The 19,209-nt window shown below is 62.5% G+C and carries 18 protein-coding genes; 14 read left to right on the plus strand and 4 right to left on the minus strand.

Going from position 1 to position 19,209, the window contains the following annotated elements; all coding sequences use genetic code 11:
• Window positions 1-164: 164 nt before the first annotated feature.
• Window positions 165-671, plus strand: a complete 507-nt coding sequence (locus AC04SF_RS31895) for a hypothetical protein (RefSeq protein ID WP_488481047.1) — start codon at window positions 165-167, stop codon at window positions 669-671.
• Window positions 672-677: 6 nt separating this feature from the next.
• Here the strand turns inward: AC04SF_RS31895 and AC04SF_RS31900 are convergent, their stop codons facing one another.
• Window positions 678-2,006 (minus strand): DNA polymerase IV, encoded by a 1,329-nt coding sequence (locus AC04SF_RS31900; RefSeq protein ID WP_488481024.1) that lies wholly within the window; start codon window positions 2,004-2,006, stop codon window positions 678-680.
• A 66-nt stretch (window positions 2,007-2,072) separates the two neighbouring features.
• On the opposite strand from AC04SF_RS31900, the gene AC04SF_RS31905 reads away from it, so the two are divergent.
• The 3 genes from AC04SF_RS31905 to AC04SF_RS31915 all read left to right on the plus strand — a co-directional run bounded on the left by AC04SF_RS31905 (window position 2,073) and on the right by AC04SF_RS31915 (window position 5,960).
• Window positions 2,073-2,654: a GNAT family N-acetyltransferase gene (locus tag AC04SF_RS31905; RefSeq protein ID WP_488481025.1), complete on the plus strand. Its 582-nt coding sequence runs from the start codon at window positions 2,073-2,075 to the stop codon at window positions 2,652-2,654.
• A gap of 78 nt (window positions 2,655-2,732) precedes the next feature.
• Entirely contained in the window at window positions 2,733-4,190 is a 1,458-nt protein-coding gene (locus tag AC04SF_RS31910) for a hypothetical protein (RefSeq protein WP_488481026.1), read from the plus strand.
• A gap of 180 nt (window positions 4,191-4,370) precedes the next feature.
• The gene (locus AC04SF_RS31915; RefSeq protein ID WP_488481027.1) at window positions 4,371-5,960 is read left to right on the plus strand and encodes a hypothetical protein; all 1,590 of its coding nucleotides are present in this window, start codon (window positions 4,371-4,373) and stop codon (window positions 5,958-5,960) included.
• Window positions 5,961-6,051: 91 nt separating this feature from the next.
• On the opposite strand, the gene AC04SF_RS31920 is transcribed toward AC04SF_RS31915, so the two are convergent.
• Together AC04SF_RS31920 and AC04SF_RS31925 are read right to left on the minus strand one after the other, a co-directional pair.
• Window positions 6,052-6,705 carry a hypothetical protein gene (locus AC04SF_RS31920; RefSeq protein ID WP_488481028.1) on the minus strand — a complete coding sequence of 218 codons (654 nt, stop codon included), beginning with the start codon at window positions 6,703-6,705 and terminating at the stop codon, window positions 6,052-6,054.
• A complete protein-coding gene (locus AC04SF_RS31925) occupies window positions 6,702-7,001 on the minus strand; it encodes a DUF3572 domain-containing protein (protein ID WP_027052046.1) in 300 nt (99 codons plus the stop codon). The genes AC04SF_RS31920 and AC04SF_RS31925 overlap by 4 nt, the downstream gene beginning before the upstream one ends.
• 246 nt (window positions 7,002-7,247) lie before the next feature.
• Between AC04SF_RS31925 and AC04SF_RS31930 the strand changes: the two genes are divergently transcribed.
• From AC04SF_RS31930 to AC04SF_RS31940, 3 genes are all read left to right on the plus strand, one after another.
• Window positions 7,248-7,619 (plus strand): response regulator, encoded by a 372-nt coding sequence (locus AC04SF_RS31930; RefSeq protein ID WP_006334976.1) that lies wholly within the window; start codon window positions 7,248-7,250, stop codon window positions 7,617-7,619.
• Window positions 7,620-7,652: 33 nt separating this feature from the next.
• The gene (locus AC04SF_RS31935; RefSeq protein WP_488481029.1) at window positions 7,653-9,026 is read left to right on the plus strand and encodes a PleD family two-component system response regulator; all 1,374 of its coding nucleotides are present in this window, start codon (window positions 7,653-7,655) and stop codon (window positions 9,024-9,026) included.
• A 513-nt stretch (window positions 9,027-9,539) separates the two neighbouring features.
• Window positions 9,540-11,009 (plus strand): FAD-dependent monooxygenase, encoded by a 1,470-nt coding sequence (locus AC04SF_RS31940; RefSeq protein ID WP_488481048.1) that lies wholly within the window; start codon window positions 9,540-9,542, stop codon window positions 11,007-11,009.
• 37 nt (window positions 11,010-11,046) lie between these two features.
• Here the strand turns inward: AC04SF_RS31940 and AC04SF_RS31945 are convergent, their stop codons facing one another.
• Window positions 11,047-11,994, minus strand: coding sequence for a GlxA family transcriptional regulator (locus tag AC04SF_RS31945; RefSeq protein ID WP_488481030.1), 948 nt, complete (start codon window positions 11,992-11,994; stop codon window positions 11,047-11,049).
• Between the two features lie 88 nt (window positions 11,995-12,082).
• Here AC04SF_RS31945 and AC04SF_RS31950 point away from each other — a divergent pair, with 88 nt between their 5' ends.
• The 7 genes from AC04SF_RS31950 to AC04SF_RS31980 all read left to right on the plus strand — a co-directional run bounded on the left by AC04SF_RS31950 (window position 12,083) and on the right by AC04SF_RS31980 (window position 19,149).
• Window positions 12,083-12,772 (plus strand): DJ-1/PfpI family protein, encoded by a 690-nt coding sequence (locus AC04SF_RS31950; RefSeq protein WP_488481031.1) that lies wholly within the window; start codon window positions 12,083-12,085, stop codon window positions 12,770-12,772.
• A 129-nt stretch (window positions 12,773-12,901) separates the two neighbouring features.
• Window positions 12,902-13,636 carry a FadR/GntR family transcriptional regulator gene (locus AC04SF_RS31955; RefSeq protein ID WP_488481032.1) on the plus strand — a complete coding sequence of 245 codons (735 nt, stop codon included), beginning with the start codon at window positions 12,902-12,904 and terminating at the stop codon, window positions 13,634-13,636.
• On the plus strand, window positions 13,633-14,820 hold the full coding sequence (locus AC04SF_RS31960; protein ID WP_488481033.1) for a PLP-dependent transferase: 1,188 nt from the start codon (window positions 13,633-13,635) through the stop codon (window positions 14,818-14,820). Before AC04SF_RS31955 ends, AC04SF_RS31960 begins: the two co-directional genes overlap by 4 nt.
• Window positions 14,821-14,849: 29 nt before the next feature.
• Entirely contained in the window at window positions 14,850-16,127 is a 1,278-nt protein-coding gene (locus AC04SF_RS31965; protein WP_202350179.1) for an ABC transporter substrate-binding protein, read from the plus strand.
• A 178-nt stretch (window positions 16,128-16,305) separates the two neighbouring features.
• Window positions 16,306-17,229 (plus strand): carbohydrate ABC transporter permease, encoded by a 924-nt coding sequence (locus tag AC04SF_RS31970; protein WP_488481034.1) that lies wholly within the window; start codon window positions 16,306-16,308, stop codon window positions 17,227-17,229.
• Window positions 17,229-18,077 carry a carbohydrate ABC transporter permease gene (locus AC04SF_RS31975; protein WP_488481035.1) on the plus strand — a complete coding sequence of 283 codons (849 nt, stop codon included), beginning with the start codon at window positions 17,229-17,231 and terminating at the stop codon, window positions 18,075-18,077. Before AC04SF_RS31970 ends, AC04SF_RS31975 begins: the two co-directional genes overlap by 1 nt.
• Window positions 18,078-18,081: 4 nt before the next feature.
• The gene (locus AC04SF_RS31980) at window positions 18,082-19,149 is read left to right on the plus strand and encodes an ABC transporter ATP-binding protein (protein ID WP_488481036.1); all 1,068 of its coding nucleotides are present in this window, start codon (window positions 18,082-18,084) and stop codon (window positions 19,147-19,149) included.
• Window positions 19,150-19,209: the final 60 nt, after the last annotated feature.

The raw sequence follows: 19,209 nt of genomic DNA on the forward strand, positions 1-19,209 counted from the left end.
TCCCGCAATCGTTAGTTGCTCCATTCTTCTGGGCCAGTCGCAGCGATGGCGTTGCAAAAACAGTCGTGCCGCGGGCGGAACCCGATACGGCCATGGACGTTGAGTCCCGATATTTTGTCCCTGCATTGCAAACCCGCCTTTCCAATATCGACAAGGAGAGTTTCATGAGACCATTCGCGCAAGTCGCGCTCGCCGGCTCCCTCGTGATTGTCGCGGGTGCAGTTCGTGCCGACGAGACCAAATTTCTCCAGTCGTTCCAAGGTAATTTCGCCGGCAGGGGCACTGTCCAGGTGACCACGGATGTTCCGAATGTCAGTGTTTCCTGCAGCTTCAATTCGAATGCGACCTCAACCTCGCTCTCACTGGATGGCAATTGTCGCGGTCTCGTTGTGGTGTCTCGAGCCATCAGCGCCAATCTGAAGGTTACGGGCGCGAAATACAGCGGCATCTACGTCGGGTCCCGCACCGGACCGGCACAGCTGAACGGCAGCCGAGCGGGCAACGCGATCAATCTTGGCATCCGCTGGGCGAAGGAGGTCAACGGCGATCGCAAGGCCCAGATGACGGTCGAGAAGCGAGGCGAGAACGGCATCCGGCTGACGGTCACCGATACCGATCCGAAAACCGGCAAGAGCGTGGTGACGAGCCGTATAGACTTGACGCGAACCTGACCGCGCTCAGTCCTCCAGCGGTTCCGGCGGGTGGGCGTCGCGGCCTCGGCCGAACGTATAGCCGGTCTCCACCGCCTTGCGGCCGAACTTGTCGCGCAGCGCGTCGATGGCGCCTTCTGCCATGGCGCGTTTGCGTGACTGGACGTCGACCAGGTCCGGCGGGTCGGCCTTGTCATCGTCCGAGAGGTCGCTGACGCCAATGCCGAGCAACCGAAATTTCGTCCCGTCGGTTTCCTTGCGCAGAAGCTCCACCCCGGTCTGAAAGATACGGTCCGCGAGCCGGGTCGGATCGCCGAGCTGGCGGTTGCGGGTGCGCAGCTTGAAATCCTGGGTCTTCAGTTTCAGCACCACGGTACGCCCGGCGATGCCTGACTTCTTCAGCCGCGCCGAGACTTTTTCCGACAGACCTCTCAGTACCGAGACCAGATCTTCCAGCGACGCGATGTCGGTGTCGAAGGTGGTTTCGGCCGATACGCTCTTGGCGTCCTGGTCGGGGTCGACGCGGCGGACATCCTCACCGCGCGAAAGCCGGTAGAGCCGGTCGCCCATCGTGCCGTAGCGGCGCATCAGGTCGCCGCGCTCCATGGTCTGAAGCTGGCCGATGGTGCGGATGCCGTCGCGTTCCAGCGTGGCGTTGAACGCCTTGCCTACACCCCAGATCATGGTCACCGGCTGCGTCGCCAGGAAGCCGACGGCCTCGGCCTCACCGATGACCGAAAAGCCGCGCGGCTTGCGGAAATCGGACGCGATCTTGGCGAGGAATTTGCAATAGGAGAGGCCGGCCGAAACGGTGATGCCGATCTCCTTCTCGACGGCCAGCGCAAAGCGCGCCAGCACCACGGCCGGCGGCAGGCCGTGCAACCGCTCGGTGCCGGCGAGGTCGAGAAACGCCTCGTCGATCGACAACGGCTCGACCAGCGGCGTCAGCGCCTGCATCATGGCACGCACCTCGCGTCCGACACGCACATATTTTTCCATGTTGGGCGGGATAACGACCGCCTCGGGGCAGGCCTCGAGCGCCTTGAACATCGGCATGGCGGAGCGCACGCCCCGGATGCGCGCGATGTAGCACGCGGTGGAGACGACCCCGCGCTTGCCGCCGCCGATGATCAGCGGCTTGTCCTTGAGCGCCGGATTGTCGCGCTTTTCGATCGCCGCGTAGAAGGCGTCGCAATCGATATGGGCCAGATGCAGCCGGTAAAGTTCGGGATGGCGGGCAAGGCGAGGGCTGCCGCAACGCTCGCAGCGGCGCGTTTCACTGCGCTGAAACGTCAGGCAGTCTCGGCAAAAACCGTGATCGGGATTGTTGACAGGGGCCGCCATCACTGCGAACATAAAGAGAACAGAAGCAATGGTACGACAGTGCAAGGCCAGCGACAAGCTTGGCCTGGGGAGAACCGCATGAGCACGACCATAGTGCCGCTGGCACCTGAGCTCTGGCCTGATTTCGAGGACCTTTTCGGCAAGCAGGGCGCCTGTTACGGCTGCTGGTGCACGCATTTCCGGCTGGCGCCGGCGGCGCGGCGCGAGAGCAGCCGCGAACGCAACAAGGACCATATCAAGGCGCGCATCGAAGCCGGCCCGCCGCCCGGCCTGCTGGCCTTCGAGGACGGCAAGGCCGTCGGCTGGATGCAGATCGGGCCGCGCGCCGACGTGCCCGAATGGAACAACAAGGGCAGGGGCTCGGCGCCCATCGATCCCGCCGACGCTTCCGATCCGGCCGTCTGGGCGATCTCCTGCTTTTTCATCCGCGCCAAGGCGCGGGGTCGCGGCATCACGCATCGCCTCGTCGAAGGCGGCATCGATTTCGCCCGCAGCAGCGGAGCACGGCTTGTCGAGGCCTGCCCGATCGACCTGTCGCGCGATTCGCGCTCGATCGGTCTGTTCGTCGGCTCGTCGGGGGTCTTCGAGAAGGCCGGGTTCGAGAGACTGGTCGAGCGCAAGGTAGGCCGGCCGCTGATGCGGCTGGTGCTGCAAAAGTGAACGCATCTTGCGATTACATCAGTATTTTTCTAGCGGTGAAGCGATTTTCTGCATCCGGGCCAAAAGGGGGAAGTCGAAGTGAAGCGTGTTCTGCCCGTTGTTTTTGTTTTTGCTCTGAGCGCAACCGCCTGGGGGCAGGCCATCGACAATCGAGGTGCAAAGCAGCTCTCCAATGATCTGTCACGCTATGTCGGTAAACAGGTGTTCGACGAAGGCATTTTGAAGGTTTCGGCCGCGGGCGATGCCTATAAGATCACTTTCGATTTGAAGGCGATCGCGGTGGGCTTGCCAAAGCAGGATCTGCCGAAATTCGATTTTCCGCCTATCGCACTGCTCGTCATACCGCGCGGCGATGGTGGATGGGACGTCTCCTCGGACTTTTCGACGAGCGGTTCAATCAAGGTGGACGATCCGAATGGCCAGAGAAGCGCGCAGATCGCTATCAATGGTGGCAGGTTCACGGGTGTCTATGACCCCGAACTGGCAGCATTTACCGATGGTGTCAGTTCGATAGCAGGCATAGCTATGACATCACGGATGCCCAGGCAGCAAACGGAGCTGACCGCCGGTTCGAGCTTCTCCAAATTCAGCGCTAGCAAGTCGTCGAACGGTGGTGTCGATCTTGGCCTGACTCAAGCGATGGCCAACTTCGTCGAAGCGATCAAAATCGATGGTCGGACCGTTGGAGGGGTCAAGGCGTCGGATCTCGTCGTGGATGTAGGCGCCAAGGCCGTTCGAACAAAGCCGTTTCTGGATCTATTGGCATTTGCCGTGGCCCATGATGGGGTCCAGTTGAAAGCAGCTGACCAGGCCGAACTCAAAGCGCTTCTACTTGCCGTGCTGCCGCTGTGGGATCGGATAGACGGAACCTATGCATTCAAGAACGTTGCGTTCGATACATACGCAGGCAGTTGGGGCGCAGCGGAATTGAGCGTCGCGTTCGGAGCTGATGGCGTCGCCCAGAACGGTAAGCTCGATTATGCAATCAAAGCATCCAGCATGACCTTCCCCGAGGTCTTGCCCAGCTGGATCGCCGCATTGCTTCCGACCGACCTTGATTTGAGGTTCGGCGGGTTCAACATCGATCTCGACAGCATGGCTAGAAAGGCGATCGCGGCATTCGATCTTAACAAGAACCCGCAGCTGCCGGCGGGGTTTCGCGATCAGGTAAACGCCGATTTCATGGCCAACAAGCCAAAATTCATCGTCGGCCACAGCGTCTTCAAGAACGCAGGCACCGAAGTCGCGCTGGAGGGCGAGATGACATTTCCTGGCTACAAGCCCGATGCGAATCTTACTTTCGATGTCGCCGGCTACGACAAAATCATTGAGAGCTTTCAGGTGGCGGCAAGATCGGATTCGGAAGCCGCGCGATATTTCCCGTTTGTGCTGGCCGCCCAAGGATTTGCCAAGAAGCTGCCGGATGGCCGGCTGGAATGGATTATCAATGCCAAGGCAGACGGGTCGCTTGTCGTCAATGGCACCATGCTGAAGCCCGCCGATCGCGCCGGTGTAGGCGCGAAGCAGAGCCCTTGAGGGCGTAGCTCAGAGCGCCGATAAGAGATTGGCGGGCCACTCGTCGCGAAGTCCATCGGCTACCGATGCGGCCGATGCCGACGCCGGTTTCCTGACTGTCATCATCTTGCAGTTGTGATGGTATTTCCCTACCAGAAGTACGAAACGATTTTTGCCTTTTGGACCCAACGGAGAATTGCCGTGAACCGTATGTTGCCAGTCGCCTTTACCGCGCTTCTGCTCAGCGCGCCCGCCTTCGGCCAGCCCGTCGACGGTAAGGGCGCGAAGCAATTGTCCGATGACCTGTCCCGCTATGTCGGCAAACAGGCGCTCGACAAGGGCATTCTGAAGGTTTCGGTCGAAGGCGACGCCTACAAGATCGTGTTCGATCTCAAGGCGCTTGCTGCGACGGTTCCCGCAGAGGGAAAGGTGAAACTCGACTTCGCGCCCTACGCGGTGCTGGTGAAGCCGCGCAGCGATGGGACCTGGGATGTCTCGATGGATTTTTCGCAAAACGGATCCTTCGAGTTCAACGGGCCCGAAGGGCTGCAAAGCACGCAGTTCTCGGTCAAGGACGGCAAGGGTTCCGGCGTCTACGACCCCAATCTGGCGGCCTTCATCAGCGGCGCCAGTTCGTTGGCCGGCATGACGATGGCGTCGAAGGATGCCAAGCAGCAGATGGAGGCCAGCACTGGTGCCGGCACCGCGACCATTGCCGCCACCAAGGCTGCTAATGGCGGCGTCGACTTCACGATGTCGCAAAAAATTTCGAATTTCGTCGAGGCGGTCAAACTGGACGATCCCGAGAGCGGGTTGAATTTCCCGGTCACCATCAAGTCGCCTGAGTTGTCGGTGGAAGCCAGCGGCAAGGGCGTGCAGACCAGGCCGCTGCTCGACCTCCTGGCATTTGCCGTGGCCAATGAGGACGAGAAGACGCTGAAGGCAAACCAGGCGCAGCTGAAGTCGCTTCTGCTCGCCGCGCTTCCGGTGTGGGAGCGCATTGACGGCACCTATGGCTTCAAGGATTTCGCTGTCGACAGCCCGATCGGCACTTTCGGGGCGACGCAGCTCAGCACCGCGTTCGGCAGCGACGGCGTTTCCCAGAGCGGCAAGATCACCTACGGCATCAAGGCGTCGGGGCTGACAGTACCGCAGCAACTTTTGCCGAGCTGGAGCGTGGCGCTGCTGCCCACCGATATCGACCTGAACTTCGGCGGCGCCAATATCGATCTCGACAGCATGGCGAAGAAGGCGATCGAAGCCTTTGATCTCAATCAGGATCCGCCGCTGTCGGCCGAGTTCGGCGACCAGCTCAAGGCAGACTTCCTGGCCAAGGCGCCGAAGGTTGTCATCGGCCACAGCACCGTGAAGAACAAGGACATGGAGATCGCGCTGGAAGGCGAGATGACGAGCTTCGGCCAGAAGCCCGACGCGAATCTCACTGTCGATGTCGCCGGCTTCGACAAGATCATGGCGCATCTGCAGGAAGCGGCAAAGACGGAGCCGGAGCTGGGGCAGTATGTGCCTGCAGCCCTGATGGTGAAGGGCTTTGCCAAGACACTGCCGGACGGCCGGCTGGAATGGGCCGTCAGCACCAAGGCCGATGGCTCGGTCACCGTAAATGGTGTCATGCTGAAGCCCGCCGATCCGGCGGTGGACGACAGCGTCGATGATGGTGACGGCGCTGACGATAGCAGTGGCGGTGGCAATGCTGGTGGCGCCAACAGTGGCGGTGGCGATAATGGCGGCAGCGGCGATAATGGCGGGGCCGGTGCGAAGCTGAACCCTTGAGGGTTCGGCTCTAAGTCTTGACGCAATTCCCAAGGGAAAGCGCTACGCGCTTTTCCCGGGAAAACCGTTTCACACTTTTCCTGGAATTGCTCTACAGCCCGAGCGCGTCCGCGATCTTCGGTGCGGCTTCGTGCCAGTCCTGGACGACGATGACCTCGTCCGGGACCGGCGGCAGGAACGCCCGCAGCGAATTGTCGGCCATCAGGTGGAAAAGACTGGCATCAGTGACCTTCTCCCGCACCGACGCCAGATTGTGCGGCTGATCGTCGACGAAGACCACAGGCCTGCCGTTCTTGCCGCGCAGCCTGGCCACTGCCGGTCCCTTGGCCATCTCGGTAGTCAGCAGCGGATAGCTCAGCCCCAGCGCATCGAGATGGGCGCGGCGCACGGCGCGATGCCGGTGCGGCATGGCTGTCAGCAATATGATTTCCGCGCGGTCGCCAAGCCTCGCCAGGGCTTCCGCGGCGCCGTCGGTGATGCTCTGCCAATCGGCTTGCGCGTCGAAGAAGTCGCCCAGCAGCGCCGTGACCTCGGGCTGTTCGATCAGCCGGCCGCTGGCCGTTTCGGCAATGTTGCCGGTCAGCCGGAAGGAGGCCAGCGTCAGGCCATAGCCGCGCGATTTCAGGAAATGCGGGAAGGGGCGGATGAATTCGAGCACGACGTCATCGACGTCGAGCACCAGCAGCGGCCGGTCGTCGGCCGAAAGTTCCTCGATCTGCCGCGCGGTCTCCGGATCATCGCTCATATGGAATGCTCATGGTTGTCGTCGCCGAGCGGCAGGGCGCGCAACGCCTTGCCGACGGCGGCCGGCGGCGTGCCGGTTTCCTCGGCAAAGCGCATCAGGGTCGGCTCATGGGCGAGAATGAACTGCAGCACGCCGGCCAAAAAACCCGGCTCGCCGGCGGCCTTGCGGATCGAATGCGCCTCTATTCCGGTGATCGCCAGAAAGCGCGGCAACAGCTCCGGATCGGAGGCAACGAAGCCCAGCGCCTTCACGGCAATGGTTTCCGCCTCTTCGCGCATTGACGCCGCGTTTGCCATCACTACCTTCGGTATGTGGAATGAGTCTCTTCCGCAGTAATGGCAAGAATTGCTTGCGGCAAGCTTTTACAGCGTGGCGCGCCGTTTGGACGCGCAGGCAGGCGAGGTGGAATTCGCGCTGCTTTGCAGTCCGAGGGTTTCCGTTTCGTCAATCATATTGCCGTATAGTGAAGCAGGGTTTGGTGCGTTCAGGACGAGCGCATGACGGCCGCCTTCGAGCGGAGGGACGGCCGGGACGGGATGTCGATGCCTAAGAAGGTCATGATCGTCGAGGACAATGAGCTCAACATGAAGCTCTTTCGGGACCTCATCGAAGCGAGTGGTTACGAGACGGTGCGAACCCGCAATGGTCTGGAGGCGCTCGATCTGGCGCGCCAGCATCGGCCCGATCTCATCCTGATGGATATCCAACTGCCCGAAGTGTCGGGGCTGGAAGTGACCAAATGGCTGAAGGAGGACGATGATCTGCACGTCATCCCGGTCATCGCGGTGACCGCCTTCGCCATGAAGGGTGACGAGGAGCGCATCCGCCAGGGCGGTTGCGAGGCCTATATTTCGAAGCCGATCTCGGTGCCGCGTTTCATCGAAACCATCAAATCTTACCTGGGCGATGCCTGATGTGCCTTTCCAGCCGAGCCGGAGCCTTGTGAAATGACCGCGCGGATCCTCGTCGTCGACGACATCCCTGCCAATGTGAGGCTGCTGGAGGTCCGGCTGCTGGCCGAATATTTCGAGGTGCTGACCGCCACCAACGGGCCCGATGCGATCGAGACCTGCGAGAACGGCAAGGTCGATGTCGTGCTGCTCGACGTGATGATGCCCGACATGGACGGGTTCGAGGTTTGCCGCAGGCTGAAGAGCGATCCGGCGACGTCGCATATTCCGGTGGTGATGATCACCGCGCTTGACCAGGTGTCCGACCGCGTGCGCGGGCTGGAAGCCGGCGCGGACGATTTCCTGACCAAGCCGGTCAACGACCTGCAGCTGATGACGCGCGTCAAGAGCCTGGTCCGGCTGAAGTCCCTCACCGACGAGCTTAGGCTGCGCGCCTCGACGACGCGCAACATCGGCATCGAAGAGCTGCTCAGCCGCAATTTCGCGTCCGAGGACACGGTTCCGAAAGTGCTTTTGATCGATGAGCGCAAATCGTCGGTGGAGCGTGTCCAGAAGATGCTGCGCGACCGCGCCGACCTCGATGTTGTCGGCGATCCGCATACCGGCTTCTTCCAGGCGGCCGAGACGTCTTATGAATGCGTGATGATCTCGACGGCCTTCGCCGATTTCGATCCGCTGAGACTCTGCTCGCAATTGCGTTCGCTCGACCGCACCCGTTTCGTGCCGATCATCCTTTTGGCGGAAGAGGGCGAGGAGGAGCGCATCATCCGCGGCCTCGAACTTGGCATCAACGACTATCTGATGCGGCCGATCGACCAGCAGGAATTGACGGCGCGGCTGCGCACCCAGGTGCGCCGCAAGCGCTACAACGACCAATTGCGCGCCAGTGTGACCCAGACCATCGAGATGGCGGTCACCGACGGCCTGACCGGGCTGCACAACCGCCGTTATCTCGATAGCCATTTACAGACGCTATTCGACCGCGCCGTGGCGCGGCGCAGGCCGCTGTCGGTGATGATCACCGATCTCGACCGCTTCAAGTCGATCAATGACGCGCACGGCCATGATGGCGGCGACGAGGTGCTGCGGGAGTTCGCACGGCGGCTGCGCAAGAATGTCAGGGGCATCGACCTTGCCTGCCGGTTCGGCGGCGAGGAGTTCGTGGTGGTGATGCCGGACACCGATGGCGCCGTGGCCGAGAAAGTGGCCGAACGCATCCGCGCCGAAATAGCCCAGAAGCCTTTCGCCATCGGCGCCGACGGCAAGACGATCGAGGTCACCGTCAGCGTTGGCGTGTCGTCGGTGCTGAAAGGCGTGGATACGGTGGCTGCGCTGATGAAGCGCGCCGATCTCGCGCTTTACGAAGCCAAGAGCGGCGGCCGCAACCGCGTGGTTGCCAAGGCGGCGTGAGCGATCGCGACCGATTCTACGGTCAATCCAATAAGGTTAGCTATTTACCTTAATCCAAGCGATTCGCGAGCCTTGGTTAAGAAACTGTTGATTTTCATAAGCTCTTGCGCAAATGTGCAGGCCAAGACGAAGCCGGCAGGAGGATACATAGCCGGCTCGATCCCTAGAAATACCCCATGATGCTCAGGTCCGCCGCATCTCCTGGGTCCGTGGGGTCGGCCGGCCGGCGCTGGCACATAGTGGCCTCCTCGTACCGCTGCCAAACGCCGACCGGCCCCCTTCTTCCAAACACAACATCAGAACTTCGTGCCAAGGCACGAAGGACACTGATTTTTTGCCTGCAGGCAATCCGGGCTCCCGTCTTCGATCCACGGCTGTCGGCCGTCCCAAGCGATCCGCACAGGAGAGTACCCCTTCCATTTCGTACATATGGCGCACAAGGGGCTTGCGGCAAGACCCGGCTCCTCCCGTAAAAAGCGGCGCAGATCAGGCGCGAAACGGGAGTGACGATTGATGATTTCAGAGCATGCGGTGGTGATCGCCGGGGGAGGTCCGACAGGATTGATGCTGGCGGGGGAACTCGCGCTGGCAGACGTCGATGTCGCCATCGTCGAGCGCCGCCCGGACCATCAGCTGGTCGGCTTGCGCGCGGGTGGCCTGCACGCGCGCACCATCGAGGTTCTCGATCAGCGCGGAATTGCCGACCGGTTTGTCTCGCAGGGGCAAAGCTTCCCGACCGTCGGCTTCCACATGATCCGTTTGGATATCAGCGACTTTCCCGGCCGGCACAGCTGTCTCTTGGCGCTGCGGCAAAATCATATCGAACGGATATTGGCCGACTGGGTCAACGGGCTGGGGGTGCCGATCTATCGCGGACAGGAGGTCACGAGCTTCGCGCAGGATGATGACGGTGTTGATGTGGAACTGTCCGGTGGCCAACGGTTGAGAGCGCGATATATCGTCGGCTGCGATGGAGGACGCAGCACGATCCGCAAGGCGGCTGGCATCGAGTTCCCCGGATGGGATGCGACGATGAGCTGGATGATTGCCGAGGTGGAGACGTCGGAAGAACCGGCATTGGGCTTTCGCAGCGACGCTTACGGTATTCATGCGATAGGCAAAATCGAGGACAGCGACCGGGTGGGTGTCGTGCTGACCGAGAGGCAACTGACCATCGGCGGCGAACCGACGTTGGCCGACCTCAGCGAGGCGCTTGTCGCTGTCTATGGTACCGATTTCGGTGTCCACAGCCCGACCTGGCTCTCCCGCTTCACCGACATGACACGGCAGGCCGCCGCCTACCGCGACAGACGTGTCCTGCTGGCCGGCGACGCCGCGCACATCCATCCGCCGATGGGCGGGCAGGGGCTCAATATCGGCGTGCAGGACGCGGTCAATCTGGGGTGGAAGCTGGCCCAGGTGGTCAAGCGGACCTCACCGGAGAGCCTGCTTGACAGCTATCACGCCGAACGTCATCCGATCGCCGCTCGTGTGTTGCGCAACACGATGGCGCAGGTCGCCCTTCGCCGCATGGATGACCGCACCAAGGCCTTGGGCGACATCTTTACCGAGCTGCTTGGCATGGAAGAGCCACGCAAGCGGATCGCCGCGGAGATGTCCGGCCTGAGTATCCACTACGATCTCGGTGAGGGACATCCTCTGCTCGGGCGGCGAATGCCCGACCTCGACCTGGCCACGGCCAACGGTCCGGTGGGGGTCTTCAGCTTGCTGCACGATGCCCGGCCGTTGCTTCTCAATTTTGGTGAACCAGGCAGATTGGACATCGCACCTTGGGCGGATCGGGTCCGCCAGATCGAGGCTGGATATGAAGGCACCTGGGAGCTGCCGGCCCTGGGGCCCGTCGCCGCGCCCGACGCCGTGCTGATCCGGCCCGATGGTTATGTGGCCTGGGTCGGCAGCGGAACCCAACAGGGACTGGCCGACGCGCTGACCACCTGGTTCGGGCCGCCCCTCGCGCGTTAGCGACACGATCAAAGCGGGCTGGCGCGGGTGCCGCAGGTCAGAAGCGTTCGCGATAATCGCGCGGGTTGGTGCCGAGGACGCGTAGAAAGCCGCGCCGCATCGTCTCTTCCGATCCGAAGCCGCAGCGGCGGGCCGTCTGGTTGACGGCCTTGCCCTGTTCCAGCATCCGTCGCGCCGCCTCGATCCGGATCTCCTCGATCGCGCGCGCAGGTGTGCGGCCCGTTGCCTCCCGATAGTGCCTGGAGAAACTGCGCGGGCTCATGTTGGCGCGCGCGGCGAGGTTCGGCAGCGAAAGATCGCCGTCCAGATTATCCTGGATCCAGCCATGCAGCCGGTCGAAGCGTTCGTCGCCTTGCTGCAGCTTGAGCGTCTGGCTGAACTGCGCCTGGCCACCGGGTCGTTTCAGGAAGACCACCAGCTCGCGCGCCACCGCAAGCGCCACGCGCCGGCCAAGGTCGGCCTCGACAAAGGAAAGGGCGAGATCTATGCCCGCCGTCACACCCGCCGACGTCCAGACATTGCCGTCACGGATGAAGATCGGGTCGGGTTCGAGGCGGACCGCCGGAAAGCGCCGCGCGAACTCGGCGCAGCGTCCCCAGTGGGTAACTGCACGCCGGCCGTCAAGCAGTCCTGCCGTCGCCAGAAGCATGGCGCCGCTGCACACGGACGCTGTTCGCGTGGCGTTGCGCGAGCGGGCGACTACCCATTGGACGAGTTCGGGATCCTCGCAGGCCGCGTTGACGCCCCATCCGCCAGGCACGATCAGCGTGTCGATCCTTGACCCATGCGGTGGCAGCGCCGCGGTCTCGAGCACGAGGCCGGCGGATGTCCTGATCCGCGGGGAGGCGGCGACGACCGCGACCTCGTAGGGCGCTGGTTCGCCGGCCTGCATCCTGAAGTCGTTGGCGCTGGCGAAAACCTGAAGCGGCCCGCTGACATCGAGGAGCTGGATGTCGGGATAGGCAAGGATTTCGACATGGCGCATGGCGATTTGGCTTGAAATGAGGGGTGATTGGCGATCGTGCCAAAACATGATGCCTTAGATTGGCTGAAGTCAACCTATGGAGAGTTCCATGAGCCTTCGTTTCGGCATCCTCGTCTTCCCAAATGTCCAGCAACTCGACCTCACCGGCCCTTATGAAGTCCTGGCATCGGCAAAGGGCGCCGAGGTGGAATTGATCTGGAAGGATCGCAATCCGGTGATGTCGTCGACGCGGCTGTCGCTCACCCCAACGGCGACCTTCGACGATTGCCCGCCGCTCGATGTGCTGTGCATTCCGGGTGGAGGTGGCGTCAACCCGCTGCTGGAGGACCAGGCCGTCCTCGATTTCGTGCGGGAGCGCGCTGCGCAGGCACGCTATGTCACCTCGGTATGCAGCGGCGCCCTGGTGCTCGGCGCCGCAGGCCTGCTCAAGGGCAAGCGGGCGACGACGCATTGGTACGCGCATGATTTCCTGGCCGAATTCGGCGCCATTCCCGTCGACGAGCGAATTGTCGAGGACGGAAACCTGATAACCGCCGGCGGCGTCACCTCGGGGATCGATTTCGGTCTCGCTTTGGTCGCCAGGCTTCTCGGTCAGGCCGAGGCCGAAACGGTGCAGCTCTCGCTCGAATATGCCCCGGCTCCTCCGTTCCAATCGGGCACGCCCGCACAGGCTTCGCCTTCCGTGCTGACGGAAGCGAAGAAGCGGCTCGCGGGTTCGAGGCGGGTTCGTGAGGACATGTTCGCACGCTGGCGCGCCTCAGCCGCCACGCCAGCGTGAAGCCACGCTTGAACCGACGGGCCGAACAGCGCCATGGGGCGCCGTTCGGCCCGTCTTCGTTTTCAGCTGTTGACACGACTCTCCGTCCGTGCAGAAATTGGTTGGACCATTGGACCACTTGGAGAGAGCGTGGACCAGAACAGCCTGCCACCCATTCAGACGACGGCGCGTGACGACGCCGTTCTGAAGGCGTTGGTGGGCTTTGTTCGCGCCGAGGCGCTGCAGCCCGGCGATCGGCTGCCGACCGAACGCATCCTGGCCGAGCGGCTGAAGGTCAGCCGCAACACGGTGCGCGAGGCGCTGACGCGTTGGGAGGGGCTAGGTCTCGTCGAGCGCCGGCAAGGCAGCGGCACCTATCTCAAGGCGGCCGTGTCACCCGATATGCTGCACATGCCGCTGACGCTGGCCGGCGGTAACGACTTCACCAGCCTGATGCATACGCTTGAAATCCGCCGTGCGCTGGAAGCGGAGGCGGCGGCCCTCTGCGCCGAACGCGCCAGCCCGGCCGACATTGCCGAGATCGAGCGCAAGCTCGACATCATGGAGCAGGCGTTCCGCACCCGTGACGGCATGTCGTCGGAAGAGGACTGGGAGTTCCACCAGGCGATCTACCGGGTCTCCGGCAATCCGCTGTTTGAGCAGATCATTGCCGCCATGCACGAACTGTTCCATCGCTTCTGGGAACATCCGCTCGGCGTGCGTGATTTCGGCCACGCCAGCTTTCCCTATCACCGCACCATCTACCAATGCATCGCCGCGCGCGACCCGCAAGGTGCCCGCGCCGAGGCGCTCAAGCTGATCGCCACCGTCGAGGACGATCTGAAGCGCGGTGCTGCCAAACTCAAACTTTCGAGCCATACATGAACGAGCATCCCTCAGGTTTCGACCATGATTATCTTGCCGAGGCGGCGACGCTTTTGGCGCATGACGAACCGTTTCCGGGTGGCGCGGTGGTGCCGCCGATCTACCAAACCTCGCTGTTCACCTTTGCCAATTATGCCGAAATGGCTGACACCTTTGCCGGCAAACGAAAGCAGCCGATCTATTCGCGCGGCGACAATCCGACGGTGATGGAGTTCGAGGCGCGCGTCGCAGCACTAGAGGGCGCCGAGGCCGCGCGCGGCTTCTCCAGCGGCATGGCCGCGATCAGTGCCACGGTGCTTGCCTTTGTCGGGGCGGGCGAACGTATCGTGGCGGTGCGCAACTGCTATGGCGATGCCTACCGGCTGTTCGAGCGGCTCCTGCCGCGCCTCAACATCAAGGTGGACTATGTCGACGGCTCCGATCCGGATGCGGTGGCGGCGGCACTTCCCGGTGCCAAGCTGCTTTACCTGGAAAGCCCGACCTCGATGATGTTCGAGCTGCAGGACATCGAGCATCTGGCTCGGCTGGCGAAAGAGCAAGGCATCATAACCACGATCGACAATTCCTGGGCCTCGCCGGTGTTCCAGAAGCCGATCAGCCATGGCGTCGACCTGGTGCTGCATTCGGCCTCGAAATATCTCGGTGGCCACAGCGACACGGTCGCCGGCGTGGTGGCGGGCTCGGCCGCGCACATCAAGCACATCAACGAGCAGACCTATTCCTATCTCGGCGGCAAGCTGTCGCCGTTCGAGGCCTGGCTGCTGTTGCGCGGGCTGCGCACGCTGCCGCTGCGCCTGCCGCACCACATGAAGAGCGGGCTGACCATAGCCGAACGGCTGAAGGCGCATGCCAATGTCGAGCGCGTCAACCATCCCGTCTATTCGAACCATCCCGGCAAGGCGACGCTGGCCGGTTATGCCGGACTGTTCTCCTTCGAGGTGACGGACGATATCGACATCCCCGTCTTCGTCGACGCGCTGAAATATTTCCGCATCGGCGTCAGCTGGGGCGGGCATGAGAGCCTGGTCGTGCCGGCCAAGGCGTCGCTGGAGCAGACGCCGGGACTGAATTCGATGGCGCGCTTCGGCGTCAGCCCTCGAACCATCCGCTTCAATGTCGGATTGGAAAGTGTCGAAGACCTCTGGGCCGATGTCGCCCAGGCCTTCGAAAAAGCCAGAAAATAACAAGCGGGTTCAAAATGGGAGTCTTGAACATGAAAAAACTGACCGTCATGCTTGCCACCGTCGCGGGGCTGGCGATTTCCGCCGGAGGCGCGCTGGCCGATTCGACCCTGAAAATGGTCGAAGTCATCACCAGCCCGCCGCGCACCGAATTCCTGAAAAAGCAGATCGCCGAGTTCGAAGCCGCTAACCCCGGCGTCAAGGTCGAGCTGGTCTCGCTGCCCTGGGGCCAGGCCTTTGAAAAATTCCTCACCATGGTGCAGGCTGGCGACACGCCCGACGTGGTTGAGATGCCGGAGCGTTGGATGGGCCTCTATGCCAACAATGCCCAGCTCGAGGACCTCGGCCCCTATATGGCCAAATGGGATGACGCCAAGACGCTCGGCGACCGCGCCAAGCAGTTCGGCTCGACGGTCAACAACACCCAGTACATGATCCCGTACGGCTACTATGTGAACGCGCTGTTCTGGAACAAGAAGCTGTTCAAGCAGGCTGGTCTCGACGGCCCGCCGGCGACGCTCGACGAGTTCGTCGCCGACTCCAAGAAGATCTCGGCCATTCCGGGCAAGTACGGCTACTGCCTGCGCGGCGGCCCCGGCGCCTTCAACGGCATGCACATGTTCATGAACATCGCCCAGGGCAAGGGCGGCTACTTCAACGAGGATGGCACCTCGACCATCAACGACGAGGGCTCGGTCAAGGGCCTGCAGATGCTGGCCGACATGTACAAGGACGGCCTGGCGCCGAAGGATGCCGTGAGCTGGGGCTTCAACGAAACCGTCACCGGCTTCTATTCCGGCACCTGCGCCATGCTCAACCAGGATCCGGACGCGCTGCTCGGCATCGCCGACAAGATGAGCGCCGACGACTTCGCCGTGGCGCCGCTGCCGGTTGGACCGAGCGGAAAATCCTATCCGACGCTCGGCTATGCCGGTTGGGCGATGTTCGCCAACTCCCAGCACAAGGATGATGCCTGGAAGCTGATGGCGACGCTGCTCTCGCCCAAGGATAATCTCGAATGGGCCAAGGAAGTCGGCGTCGTGCCGATCCATAAAGGCGCCGACCAAGATCCCCATTTCAAGACCGAGCAGTTCAAGGGCTGGTTCACCGAGCTCAGCGACACCTCCAAATATGAAATGGTGACGCCGCCGACGCATCTGGAAAACCTCGGCAATTTCGTCGACCAGGTGGCGATCAAGAACTTCCAGGAAGTGCTGCTTGGCCAGAAGACGGCCAAGGAAGCAGCCGACGCATGGGCTGCTTTCCTGACCAAGGAACAGCAGGACTGGCTGGCGAAGAACAAGAAGTAATCGCCTTCTTCCTTCTCCCCGTTCACGGGGAGAAGGTGGCCCGAAAGGGCCGGATGAGGGGCGGCGCCAGCCCCCCAAGGCTCACGCTGCCCCTCATCTGCCGGCATCTTTTCCCCGTGAACGGGGAGAAGGACGCTCGTCACCAATCCTGACGCTTCTTGGAGCCGTTCCACAGCCAATGACCTATGCCGTGTCCGAAATCCGATCCGCAGGCCAGCCGCGAAAGAGGCGGCTTTCCTACGCAAATTTCGAGCCCTGGCTCTATCTCAGCCCGGCGATCGTCCTGCTGGTTGTGGTGCTTTTGGTGCCGCTGGTCATCGGCATCAGCTATTCCTTCCGCAAATTCTCGGCCTTCAAATCCGAATATGTCGGGCTCGGCCAGTATCAGGCCATGCTGTCGGACCAGGTGCTGGGGCAGGCGCTGGTCAACACGCTGTGGTGGACGGTCGCCAGCCTGTTCTTCCAGTTCTTCCTCGGCCTTGGCCTGGCGCTGCTTCTCGACAAGCCGTTCTGGGGCCGCAAGGTGGTGCAGGCGCTGGTGTTCCTGCCATGGGCGGTGCCGTCCTTCCTGTCGGGCCTGACCTGGGCCTGGCTGTTCAACCCGATCGTCGGGCCGCTGCCGCACTGGTTGTTCGCGCTAGGGCTGAAGGCAGAGCCGACCAATGTGCTCTCCGATCCTGCCACGGCCATGTGGGGGCCGATCATTGCCAATGTCTGGTTCGGCATTCCGTTCTTCGCCATTACGCTGCTGGCGGCGTTGAAATCGATTCCGTCTGAACTGCATGAGGCGGCGGCGATCGACGGCGCTTCGCCCTGGCAGCGCTTCACCAAGGTGACGCTGCCGTTCCTGGCGCCGACCATTGCCATCACCGTCATGCTGCGCACCATCTGGATCGCCACCTTCGCCGACCTGATCTTCGTCATGACCGAGGGCGGGCCGGCCGGCTCGACCAACACGGTGCCGGTCTACATCTATGTCAGCGCCTTCAAATCGCTGGACAAGGGCTATGCCTCGGCGGTGGCCGTGCTGCTGCTTGTGCTGCTCATCGCCTATGCAATCGCGCTGATCGCTATCCGCCGCTCGCTGGTGAGGCACGTCTGATGATCGCGGGACGCTCAACCTCACAACGGTTCTTCGGCGGCGTCGGCCTCTACGCGGCGATCGCGGCCTATGTGGTCTTCGCCCTGTTCCCGATCTATTGGACGCTGAAGATCTCAGTGACGCCGGAGCGGCTGCTCTATTCCGAAGGCATCACCTTCTGGCCATCGCACATGACGCTGCAAAATTTCGTCACCGTGCTCGAGGCCACCGATTTCCCACGCTATTTCCTGAACAGCGTCATCGTCTCGGTGTCGACCGCCGCATTGGTGACGGTCATCGCCACGCTTGCCGGCTACGCCATGTCGCGCTTTACGTTTCGGGGCAAGGCGGCTCTCGCGCTGATGCTGCTTCTGACCCAGACTTTTCCGCTGGTGATGGTGATTCCGCCGATCTACCGCGTCATGGGTCAGATCGGCCTGATCAACAGCCTGACCGGGCTGATCATCATCTACACCGCCTTCAACACCGCCTTCGCCACCTTCCTGATGCAGTCCTTCTTCGACGGCATCCCGAAGGATCTGGAGGAAGCCGCGATGATCGACGGCTGCACCCGCGCGCAGGCGATGCGCAAGGTGATCGTGCCGCTGACGCTGCCCGGCATGGGCGCAACCCTCGGCTTCGTCTTCACCGCAGCGTGGAGCGAGCTTCTGTTCGCCCTGATGCTGATTTCCAGCGACGACCAGAAGACCTTTGCTGTCGGCCTGCTTACCTTCATCGGCAAGTTCGCCGTCGACTGGGGGCAGATGATGGCGGCGTCGATCCTGGCGCTGATCCCGGTCTGCATCTTCTTCGCTTTCCTGCAACGCTATCTCGTCACCGGCCTGACCGCCGGCGCCGTCAAAGGATAGATCGATGGCTTCTGTTACGCTCGATAAGGTCCGCAAGGATTATGGCGCCGTCCGCGTCCTGCATGCGGTCGACCTTGAAATCGCCGACGGCGAATTCGTCGTCCTGGTCGGCCCGTCCGGCTGCGGCAAGTCCACGCTTTTGCGCATGATCGCGGGGCTGGAGGAAGCTTCCGGCGGCGAAATCCGCATCGGCGAGCGGCTGGTCAATGACGTCGCACCGAAGGACCGCGACATCGCCATGGTGTTCCAGTCCTACGCGCTCTATCCGCATATGGACGTGTCGAAGAACATGGGCTTCAGCCTGCTGTTGAAGAAGGCGCAGAAGTCCACGATCGACGCCAGGGTCGACGGTGCGGCCAAGCGGCTCGGCCTGGACACCTACCTGCAACGCCTGCCGCGGCAGCTGTCCGGTGGTCAGCGCCAGCGCGTCGCCATGGGGCGCGCCATCGTGCGCAACCCGCAGGTGTTCCTGTTCGACGAGCCGCTCTCGAACCTCGATGCCAAGCTGCGCGTGCAGATGCGCACGGAGATCAAGGAACTGCATCAGCAACTGAAGACCACCTCGGTCTACGTCACCCACGACCAGATCGAGGCGATGACCATGGCCGACCGGATCGTCGTCATGCATGACGGGCTGATCCAGCAGGTCGGCGCGCCGCTCGACCTCTACGACCGCCCGGCCAACATGTTCGTTGCCGGCTTCATCGGCTCGCCGGGCATGAACTTTTTGCCGGCGACGGTGGCTAAGGGCGGAAAGGTGGACGCCGTGCTTGCCGATGGCCAGAAGCTGCGCCTGCCGGATGGCCTGCCGCTCACGGACGGCGACGCGATCACGATCGGTCTGCGACCCGAGCATATAAGGCTGGCCGATGACGGTGCGCTGCAGGGCGAGGTTGGGGTTGTGGAGCCGCTCGGGCTTTCGACGCAGTTCTACGTCAAATTGGCCAACCAGCAGCTCTGTGTCTTTGCCATGGGGCGCGCCGGCGTGAAGCCTGGCGATACCGTGCGGCTGGCCGCCGATCCGGCGTCGCTGCATCTGTTCGACCCGAAAAGCGGCGACCGCATCGGTTGAGGGAAATTCAGCCGGGCTGAGGGAACTCAGCCCGCAGGCTCTGCCTTGCAAACTAAAACG

This window comes from Mesorhizobium sp. CNPSo 4671 (genome assembly GCF_057784245.1).

What these genes read in the sequence shown, in the direction of transcription:
- AC04SF_RS31895 (WP_488481047.1), top strand. Translation starts at nt 165, where the DNA reads ATGAGACCATTCGCGCAAGTCGCGCTCGCCGGCTCCCTCGTGATTGTC.
- AC04SF_RS31900 (WP_488481024.1), bottom strand. Translation starts at nt 2,006, where the DNA reads ATGTTCGCAGTGATGGCGGCCCCTGTCAACAATCCCGATCACGGTTTT.
- AC04SF_RS31905 (WP_488481025.1), top strand. Translation starts at nt 2,073, where the DNA reads ATGAGCACGACCATAGTGCCGCTGGCACCTGAGCTCTGGCCTGATTTC.
- AC04SF_RS31920 (WP_488481028.1), bottom strand. Translation starts at nt 6,705, where the DNA reads ATGAGCGATGATCCGGAGACCGCGCGGCAGATCGAGGAACTTTCGGCC.
- AC04SF_RS31925 (WP_027052046.1), bottom strand. Translation starts at nt 7,001, where the DNA reads ATGGCAAACGCGGCGTCAATGCGCGAAGAGGCGGAAACCATTGCCGTG.
- AC04SF_RS31930 (WP_006334976.1), top strand. Translation starts at nt 7,248, where the DNA reads ATGCCTAAGAAGGTCATGATCGTCGAGGACAATGAGCTCAACATGAAG.
- AC04SF_RS31935 (WP_488481029.1), top strand. Translation starts at nt 7,653, where the DNA reads ATGACCGCGCGGATCCTCGTCGTCGACGACATCCCTGCCAATGTGAGG.
- AC04SF_RS31940 (WP_488481048.1), top strand. Translation starts at nt 9,540, where the DNA reads ATGATTTCAGAGCATGCGGTGGTGATCGCCGGGGGAGGTCCGACAGGA.
- AC04SF_RS31945 (WP_488481030.1), bottom strand. Translation starts at nt 11,994, where the DNA reads ATGCGCCATGTCGAAATCCTTGCCTATCCCGACATCCAGCTCCTCGAT.
- AC04SF_RS31950 (WP_488481031.1), top strand. Translation starts at nt 12,083, where the DNA reads ATGAGCCTTCGTTTCGGCATCCTCGTCTTCCCAAATGTCCAGCAACTC.
- AC04SF_RS31960 (WP_488481033.1), top strand. Translation starts at nt 13,633, where the DNA reads ATGAACGAGCATCCCTCAGGTTTCGACCATGATTATCTTGCCGAGGCG.
- AC04SF_RS31965 (WP_202350179.1), top strand. Translation starts at nt 14,850, where the DNA reads ATGAAAAAACTGACCGTCATGCTTGCCACCGTCGCGGGGCTGGCGATT.
- AC04SF_RS31970 (WP_488481034.1), top strand. Translation starts at nt 16,306, where the DNA reads ATGACCTATGCCGTGTCCGAAATCCGATCCGCAGGCCAGCCGCGAAAG.
- AC04SF_RS31975 (WP_488481035.1), top strand. Translation starts at nt 17,229, where the DNA reads ATGATCGCGGGACGCTCAACCTCACAACGGTTCTTCGGCGGCGTCGGC.
- AC04SF_RS31980 (WP_488481036.1), top strand. Translation starts at nt 18,082, where the DNA reads ATGGCTTCTGTTACGCTCGATAAGGTCCGCAAGGATTATGGCGCCGTC.